Below are 8,094 nucleotides of genomic sequence, written 5' to 3' on the forward strand. Positions count from 1 at the left end.
AGCAAAGAGAGGATAAAATGCAGGGTTCTGTTACAGAATTTTTAAAACCACGTTTAGTAGATATTGAACAAATTAGTTCAACTCATGCTAAAGTGATCTTAGAGCCGTTAGAGCGTGGTTTTGGCCATACTCTAGGTAATGCATTACGTCGTATCCTTCTGTCTTCAATGCCAGGTTGTGCTGTAACTGAAGTGGAAATTGATGGCGTATTGCACGAATATAGTAGTAAGGAAGGTGTTCAAGAGGATATTCTTGAAGTTCTTTTAAACCTTAAAGGTCTAGCGGTTAAAGTACAGAATAAAGATGATGTTATTCTGACACTAAATAAATCTGGAATTGGCCCTGTTGTTGCAGCGGATATCACCCATGATGGTGATGTTGAAATTGTGAATCCGAATCATGTAATCTGTCACTTAACTGACGAAAATGCATCAATCAGTATGCGTATTCGAGTTCAGCGTGGTAGAGGATATGTTCCAGCTTCAGCTCGCACTCATAGTCAAGCAGAGGAGCGTCCAATTGGCCGCTTACTTGTTGACGCTTGTTATAGCCCAGTTGATCGCATTGCATATAATGTTGAAGCAGCTCGTGTTGAACAACGTACTGATCTAGATAAACTTGTTATTGAGTTAGAAACTAATGGTACGCTTGAGCCTGAAGAAGCAATTCGTCGTGCTGCAACAATCTTAGCAGAGCAACTCGATGCATTCGTTGATTTGCGTGATGTTCGTCAACCTGAAATTAAGGAAGAAAAACCGGAATTTGATCCGATTTTATTACGTCCTGTAGATGATTTAGAGTTGACAGTTCGTTCTGCTAACTGTTTGAAAGCAGAAACAATTCATTATATCGGTGATTTAGTACAACGTACAGAAGTTGAATTATTAAAAACACCTAATCTTGGTAAGAAATCTCTTACTGAAATTAAGGATGTGCTCGCTTCACGTGGCTTGTCACTTGGTATGCGCCTTGAAAATTGGCCACCAGCAAGTATTGCTGAAGACTAGTTTGGTCATAGGTTAAGATTTTTCTGAGAAGGATAAGATCATGCGCCATCGTAAGAGTGGTCGTCAACTAAACCGTAATAGCAGCCATCGCCAAGCGATGTTTCGTAACTTAGCAAGTGCTTTAGTTAGTCATGAAATCATTAAGACTACTTTGCCTAAAGCTAAAGAATTACGCCGTGTAGTTGAACCGTTAATTACATTAGCAAAAGTAGATAGCGTTGCAAACCGTCGTTTAGCATTCGCTCGTACTCGCAACGTTGAAACTGTTGCAAAATTATTCAATGAATTAGGTCCACGTTTTGCTCAACGTGCAGGTGGCTACACTCGCATCTTGAAATGTGGTTTCCGTGCAGGTGATAATGCTCCAATGGCATATATTGAGCTAGTTGACCGCCCAGAAGTTGTTGATGCAGCATCTGCGGAATAGTAGTTGATATTTTAAGAAAAACCCACTTTATAGTGGGTTTTTTTATATATTTAGAGAATTAATGATATAAAGTAGAAGAGCGTTAGTTTCTAATATGTTTTTATGGATTTTTAGAAAATTATTTAATAGTCCATGATTATTATTTCTTAAAATGAATGAGAGAATCTTCTCTTAACTCTAAGATAGATGCATATTCCTTGCGCCAGTCTCCCAGCACAATTCTAGTCATTCCCTCTTCTTTATGAATATTTTCTCTATGGGTATGTCCGTGAATTAGCAAATCCACATTAAACTCCTGCATTTTTTGTATAGTGAATGTTTTATTTACATCCATGATTTTTACTGATTTTTTTTGTTTATCTTGATTACTTTTAGAGCGGATTTTTTCAGCAATTTTTATTCGAAGTTTTAATGGTAAACATAGAAATGTTCGTTGTAGCCACTTATTATTAACTTTGTTACGAAATTTCTGATAGGCAGTGTCATCAATACAAAGGCTATCACCATGACATAGTAAGATATTTTTTCCGTAAAGATTGATGAGCTTGTATTCTGGTAATAATTCAACTCCCGTTTCTTTTGAAAAACGCTCTCCAATAAGAAAATCGCGATTTCCATGTTGGAAATAACATTGCACTCCTTTATCATGCAAGGATTTTAGTAGGTTCTTTATTTTTATAATTAGTGGGGACTGTTCATCATCACCAACCCAGAAATCGAATAAATCACCTAATATATAAACTTGTTCAGTTTCTGGTTCGATGTTTTGTATAAAGCTTATAAAAAGTGCGGTTAATTCAGGTTTTGTTTCACTTAAATGCAAATCAGAAATAAAATAAGAATGTTTCATAAATATTCCATTAATCTCTTCTAGATAGACGTAAACTATAACTTAATTTGTTATAATTTGAAAAATATAACTATATTTTAGTTTATTAACTATAGATGTGAATTAAAAAATTAAATAGGATCAAGATATGTTAAAACTGCTTAGAATTTTTATTGTTACAGTTTGTTGTATTCTGATTTGTGTATTGGGTACAGTTTATTCATTTATTAGGTTTAAAAATCCGAGTAATGTAGGGATTATGGCTCGTTGGTTTGGGCGCTTACATCCGTTGTTTGGTTTGAAAGTAGAATATCGTTTTCCAAATTCTATCAATAAATTAAGTCCAGCTATTTATATTGGCAATCATCAAAATAATTATGATATGGTGACGATATCTTATATGGTTCGTCCGAGAACTGTGAGTGTTGGTAAGAAAAGTTTAATTTGGATTCCTTTTTTTGGGATCCTATATTGGATTACAGGTAATATATTTTTAGATCGTGAGAATCGGACTAAAGCTCATAGTACTATGGCGCAACTTGCTCACCGGATTAATGAAGACAATTTGTCTATTTGGATGTTTCCAGAGGGTACTCGTAGTCGAGGCCGTGGGTTATTGCCTTTTAAGACAGGGGCGTTTCATGCAGCAATTTCTGCGGGGGTACCAATTATTCCAGTTGTTTGTTCAACAACACACAATAAAATTAATTTAAATCGTTGGAATAATGGAATAGTGATTTGTGAAATGTTAGATCCTATTGATGTTTCAGGTTACAACAAAGATAATGTGCGTGATCTTGCTACTTATTGTCATGATTTGATGGAGAAACGCATTGCTGAACTAGATATGGAAATTGCGAAAAGGAATTAAAATGCAAACTTTCTCTCGTCGTCAATTATTAAAAAATACTACTATTTCAGCTGCACTTTTTAGTTTACCAATGCCATTATGGGCTGCTGTACGTGATAAATTAATTGTTCCACCTTTGATAGAAGTTCGTCGAGGACGTCCAATAGTGCTTACTATGCAGGAAGTTAATTATGAATTAGATGGAAAGCATAATGTAACAGCATGGGGATTCAATGGCAATTATTTGGGGCCAACGATAAAAATCAAATCAACTAATTTTGCTAAACTAAATTACCATAATAATTTGCCGCAATCGATAGCTTTGTCCATTCAAGGGTTGCAGGCTTCAGGGGAGCTTTTTGGAGGTGCTGCTCGGGTATTAAAAAAAGACGAGACTTGGGCTCCGATAGTACCGATTGAGCAAGCTGCGGCAACGTGTTGGTACCGTTCTTCTATATTAGCGAATTCGGCTTATCAAACATACCGAGGGCTTGTAGGAATGTGGTTAGTTGAAGATGAGCAAAGTATTCAGGCGAATATTCCTCATAAATATGGTGTAGATGATATCCCTTTGATTTTACAGGATATGTCATTTAATAGTAATGGCCTTCAACTTTTTAAGCAAAATCAACCAAATTTTGTTGGAAATCGTTTATTAGTTAACGGTATAGAAGCACCCTATTTAAATGTTGTTCGTGGTTGGGTTCGTTTACGATTATTAAATGCATCTTTAGCGCGAGCTTATGATTTACGTCTAGATAATGAGCAGAGTATGCTATTGATTGCTAAGGATCTGGGGTTTTTACCTAAGGCAAAAAGTATTCAGTCTGTGATTCTTGCTCCAGGAGAACGAGTTGAAGTACTTATTAATATGAGTGAGGTTGATTCTGTTTCATTGATTGATGGTAAAAAACGAGACGTGTTAGATAAGATAAAAAATATTTTTAGCAGTGGTGATGATTTACTGGATAATACAGTTATTGAGTTACGAGCACAAGGTGAAGCTACAGTTTTTAGCAAGACATTAAATCTTACTTTTGATACAGATGCACCAGAAATGTTAGTTCAACCTATAGCGCAAATTCGTGAGTTCAATATTGATGTGACGAATGGGCTAATTAATCAAAGACGTTTTGATCCTAGAAGAATTGATGTAGTGGTTCGAAAAGGTACGGTAGAGCGTTGGATTTTAAATGCTAATTTACCTGTGGGGTTTACTATTCAGGGGGCAAAATTTGTCGTAGAAAGTCAGGATGATCATATTTATCAAGCGGATGAGTTAGCCTGGAAAGATACTGTTTGGGTAAAAGGAAAAACACATATATTAGTTCGGTTTGATCAGGTTTCTTCAAATAATTACCCATTTTTATTTGGTGTATCGAATTTAATGTTAGCTGATATGGGATGTATTGGTGTTATGGTTGTTCAGTAAGTGAAATGAAAGTGCGGTAGATTTTTGTGCGATTTTTTGTATAATCAGTACCTCTATTAAGAGGGGTATAATGATGAAAAAAGCTTTAATTATTGCTGCATTATCAGCAAGTCTAAGTGCTCAGGTGGCTCTTTCTGAAACACCAAATGCTCAAGAACAACAATCTCGTCTTTATTTAGGTGTTTATGATGTATCAAGTAAACTGCCAGTTTTATTGGATAAATTAGAAATTTCACGTTCTTCTAAAAAACAACAATTATGCTGGCGAATAAATGGCTCATTTGGAAAGAAAGTTCAAGCCACAGAGATTTTTACATCTCCAGCTAAAGCAAATTTTTATATTTCATCAGATATAGGAATGGTAACTTCATCTGAAGATAAAAAAACACATACAATAACGAGTCAGCGCGATTCCTTAAACGATGGGAAATTAGTAATAAATTGTTGGAGTTTTGATCAAAAAGATCCTCGAGGTAAATATACTATCTTTATTAAGTTAGGAGAGATGGAATATGGTCCTTTAACATTTACGGTTGTGAAATAATTAGATGATAACCCAGGTTTTACTGGGTTTTTTTATTATTGTGAATATATCGTATTTGATAAATTACTTGTTTTAGTGACGACCGATGTAATCAAAAATGAACAAAAATAATATGTTTGCGTATCTTGTTCCTAAAAGTTCGGTTATTTTTGAAGAAGAAATTAAGAAAAGCCGTTTTATCACTTATTTACAGAGGACTACAGGGATCGCTGAAGCTAAAGCTTTTTTGGAAGAGATTAAACGAGAGCATAGAGCAGCGCGCCATCATTGTTGGGCTGCGGTAATGGGAAATCCAGTAGATTCTTTACAATGTGCTTTTTCTGATGACGGCGAACCATCAGGTTCGGCGGGTAAACCAATGCTTAGTGTTCTTCAAGGTAGTAATATTGGTGAAATTAGCGCTATAGTGGTACGTTATTATGGTGGAATTTTGTTAGGTACAGGAGGATTAGTTAGAGCCTATAGTAATGGAGTACAGCAAGCATTGAAATTATTAGAAACAGAAATAAGAGTAGAACGTTCCCTTTTTGGTTTAGATTGTCATTATAGTCAATTGAGTCTAGTACAGTTACTTTGTGATAAGTATGAAGTAGAAATATTAGCTCAAAATTTTCAGTCCCAAGTATTTTTAACATTGGGTATTAGTAAACAAACGGTTGAATCTTTTGTTAGAGAATTGAGAGATAAATCAATGGGAAAACTAGTGATTAAATCAATTGAATAGGCGAATAACTGTGCATATTTTATCTATAATACGAATTATTGGTATCCTGATTATCTGTTTTTCCGGAACGATGCTTATTCCGGCATTCATTGCATTGATTTATGGTGATGGAGGCGGAAAAGCTTTCATACAGGCATTTACTTTTAGCTTGACTGTTGGCGTACTGCTCTGGTGGCCTTGCCATCACTACAAACAAGAATTGCGTTCTCGTGATGGTTTTTTAATTGTTGTCGCATTTTGGTTTGTTCTAGGTGGTTTAGCGACGTTACCATTTTTATTATTTGATGTACTAAATTTAACAGTTGCTTCAGCAGCATTTGAAGCCTTTTCTGGATTAACGACAACTGGTGCAACAGTGATGAGAGGATTGGATAACCTTCCAAAAGCGATGTTATTTTATCGTCAATTTTTGCAATGGCTTGGTGGAATGGGAATTATTGTACTCGCAATAGCTATCATTCCATTATTAGGTGTGGGGGGGATGCAACTTTATAGAGCTGAAATGTCGGGGCCAATGAAAGAACAAAAAATTAGACCAAGGATTACTGAAACAGCAAAAGTTCTTTGGGTGATTTATATTTCTTTAACTGTTTTTTGTGCATTAGCATATTGGTTGGCTGGGATGGGAGTTTTTGATGCTATAACTCATAGCTTTTCTACTGTTTCAATCGGTGGCTTTTCAACTCATGATGCGAGTATCGGCTATTTCAATAGTCCATTAGTTAATTTGATCACCGTATTATTTTTACTGATTTCCGCCTGTAATTTTGGATTACACTTTCGTGCGTTTTCGACCATTGGCCATGAGAATTTTTTTAAGATTTATCTACGTGACCCTGAATTTCGTTTTTTTATAAGTATCCAGACTATACTAGTAATAATCTGTACATTAGTGATGTGGAGTCATAATTATTTTACTTCATCATGGAAAGATTTTGAGCAAGTATTGTTCCAGACGGTATCTATTTCAACGACAACGGGCTATACAACTTCTGATTTCACTGTTTGGCCTTCTTTTGTACCTGTTCTTTTAATATTGGCTTCATTTATGGGCGGTTGTGCTGGTTCTGTCGGTGGTGGTTTACGTGTTGCACGTATACTTGTACTGTATTTACAAGGGAAACGAGAACTTAAACGTGTTGTTCACCCTAATTTAGTTTATCCCATCAAGTGGGGAAGAAATGTGTTAGATGAAAGAGTGATTGGTAGTATTTGGGCATTCTTTTCAGCTTATCTTCTAGTGTTTATTATCTGTTTACTTGGTGTCGTTGCTTGTGGTGTTGACCCTTTTAATGCCTTTAATGCCGTATTGGCAACCCTAAATAATTTAGGACCTGCACTAGGGGAAGTAAATAGTAATATGGTGAGTATACCCGATAGTGCTAAGTGGATTTTAATTATCGCAATGGTATGTGGGCGACTTGAAATTTTTACTCTTCTCGCTTTATTTACACCTACTTTTTGGAAAAACTAATGAAAACGTTAATATTATATTCAAGCCATGATGGACAGACGAAAAAAATTGCTGATTTTTTATCTAGATATATTGATGGAGAGGTTTATGTAGATGCATTAATGGAAAATTATACGATTGAGTCTTTTGATCGTGTAATAGTTGGTGCATCTATACGATATGGGCACTTTAATAAAGCGCTTTATCGCTTTGTTGAAAGCAATCGTTATCAACTTGAACAAAAAAGTGCGGTTTTTTTTGGGGTTAATTTAACTGCTCGTAAAGAAGGCAAAGATAATCCAGAAAGTAATACTTATGTACGTAAATTTTTACAACGTACAGAATGGAAACCTAAATTAGCCGCAGTATTTGCAGGTGCACTCTTTTATCCACGATACAGATGGATTGATCGTGTTATGATTCAGATTATTATGAAAATTACTGGTGGCGAGACAGATCCTAAGAAAGAGATCGAATATACAAATTGGGATAAAGTGAAGAAATTCGCTAATCAAATTAATGAAATGGGCGTTTAGCTTTGGAGAAAAATTTATATAAATTGATTGAGGTTTAATCAAAAGATCATTTTTTTAAATATTTTTACAAAAAAGTACTTGCAAGGGTTTTGAAAATCCCTATAATGCACCGCACACAACGACGCACTGTTGTGAAGTCTTTAAGTTTCCAAGTGCGTCGTTGTTTTTTGCTCTTTAACAATATATCAGACAATCTGTGTGGGCACTTGTTGATTGACTTGTTTTAAAATATTTTAATTTTGAAGTCTTAATAGGTGCTTAACTGAAAATTCATAATTACTTTTTTAAGTAG

The 8,094-nt window shown here is 35.1% G+C and carries 9 protein-coding genes; 8 read left to right on the plus strand and 1 reads right to left on the minus strand.

Annotated features, from left to right (window positions below; all coding sequences use genetic code 11):
* Positions 1-17: 17 nt before the first annotated feature.
* Together KP712_RS08445 and rplQ are read left to right on the plus strand one after the other, a co-directional pair.
* The gene (locus tag KP712_RS08445; RefSeq protein WP_005625865.1) at positions 18-1,007 is read left to right on the plus strand and encodes a DNA-directed RNA polymerase subunit alpha; all 990 of its coding nucleotides are present in this window, start codon (positions 18-20) and stop codon (positions 1,005-1,007) included.
* Positions 1,008-1,047: 40 nt separating this feature from the next.
* Positions 1,048-1,434: a 50S ribosomal protein L17 gene (gene rplQ / locus KP712_RS08450; RefSeq protein WP_048952551.1), complete on the plus strand. Its 387-nt coding sequence runs from the start codon at positions 1,048-1,050 to the stop codon at positions 1,432-1,434.
* A 139-nt stretch (positions 1,435-1,573) separates the two neighbouring features.
* On the opposite strand, the gene lpxH is transcribed toward rplQ, so the two are convergent.
* The gene (lpxH, locus tag KP712_RS08455; protein WP_048952552.1) at positions 1,574-2,284 is read right to left on the minus strand and encodes a UDP-2,3-diacylglucosamine diphosphatase; all 711 of its coding nucleotides are present in this window, start codon (positions 2,282-2,284) and stop codon (positions 1,574-1,576) included.
* A gap of 127 nt (positions 2,285-2,411) precedes the next feature.
* On the opposite strand from lpxH, the gene KP712_RS08460 reads away from it, so the two are divergent.
* The 6 genes from KP712_RS08460 (at position 2,412) to hemG (ending at position 7,802) form a co-directional block, all read left to right on the plus strand.
* Positions 2,412-3,134 (plus strand): 1-acylglycerol-3-phosphate O-acyltransferase, encoded by a 723-nt coding sequence (locus tag KP712_RS08460; RefSeq protein ID WP_048952553.1) that lies wholly within the window; start codon positions 2,412-2,414, stop codon positions 3,132-3,134.
* 1 nt (position 3,135) lies between these two features.
* A complete protein-coding gene (locus tag KP712_RS08465) occupies positions 3,136-4,545 on the plus strand; it encodes a multicopper oxidase domain-containing protein (protein ID WP_048952554.1) in 1,410 nt (469 codons plus the stop codon).
* Between the two features lie 73 nt (positions 4,546-4,618).
* Complete coding sequence (locus KP712_RS08470) at positions 4,619-5,089, plus strand: hypothetical protein (protein ID WP_048952555.1); 471 nt, start codon at positions 4,619-4,621, stop codon at positions 5,087-5,089.
* A gap of 112 nt (positions 5,090-5,201) precedes the next feature.
* Positions 5,202-5,813 carry a YigZ family protein gene (locus KP712_RS08475; protein ID WP_048952556.1) on the plus strand — a complete coding sequence of 204 codons (612 nt, stop codon included), beginning with the start codon at positions 5,202-5,204 and terminating at the stop codon, positions 5,811-5,813.
* 10 nt (positions 5,814-5,823) lie between these two features.
* Positions 5,824-7,287 (plus strand): TrkH family potassium uptake protein, encoded by a 1,464-nt coding sequence (locus tag KP712_RS08480; protein WP_048952557.1) that lies wholly within the window; start codon positions 5,824-5,826, stop codon positions 7,285-7,287.
* On the plus strand, positions 7,287-7,802 hold the full coding sequence (hemG, locus tag KP712_RS08485) for a menaquinone-dependent protoporphyrinogen IX dehydrogenase (protein WP_048952558.1): 516 nt from the start codon (positions 7,287-7,289) through the stop codon (positions 7,800-7,802). The genes KP712_RS08480 and hemG overlap by 1 nt, the downstream gene beginning before the upstream one ends.
* Positions 7,803-8,094 lie beyond the last annotated feature (292 nt).

Origin of the sequence: Haemophilus sp. SZY H68 (assembly GCF_018829685.1) — a bacterium.
GTDB lineage: Bacteria > Pseudomonadota > Gammaproteobacteria > Enterobacterales > Pasteurellaceae > Haemophilus > Haemophilus haemolyticus_K.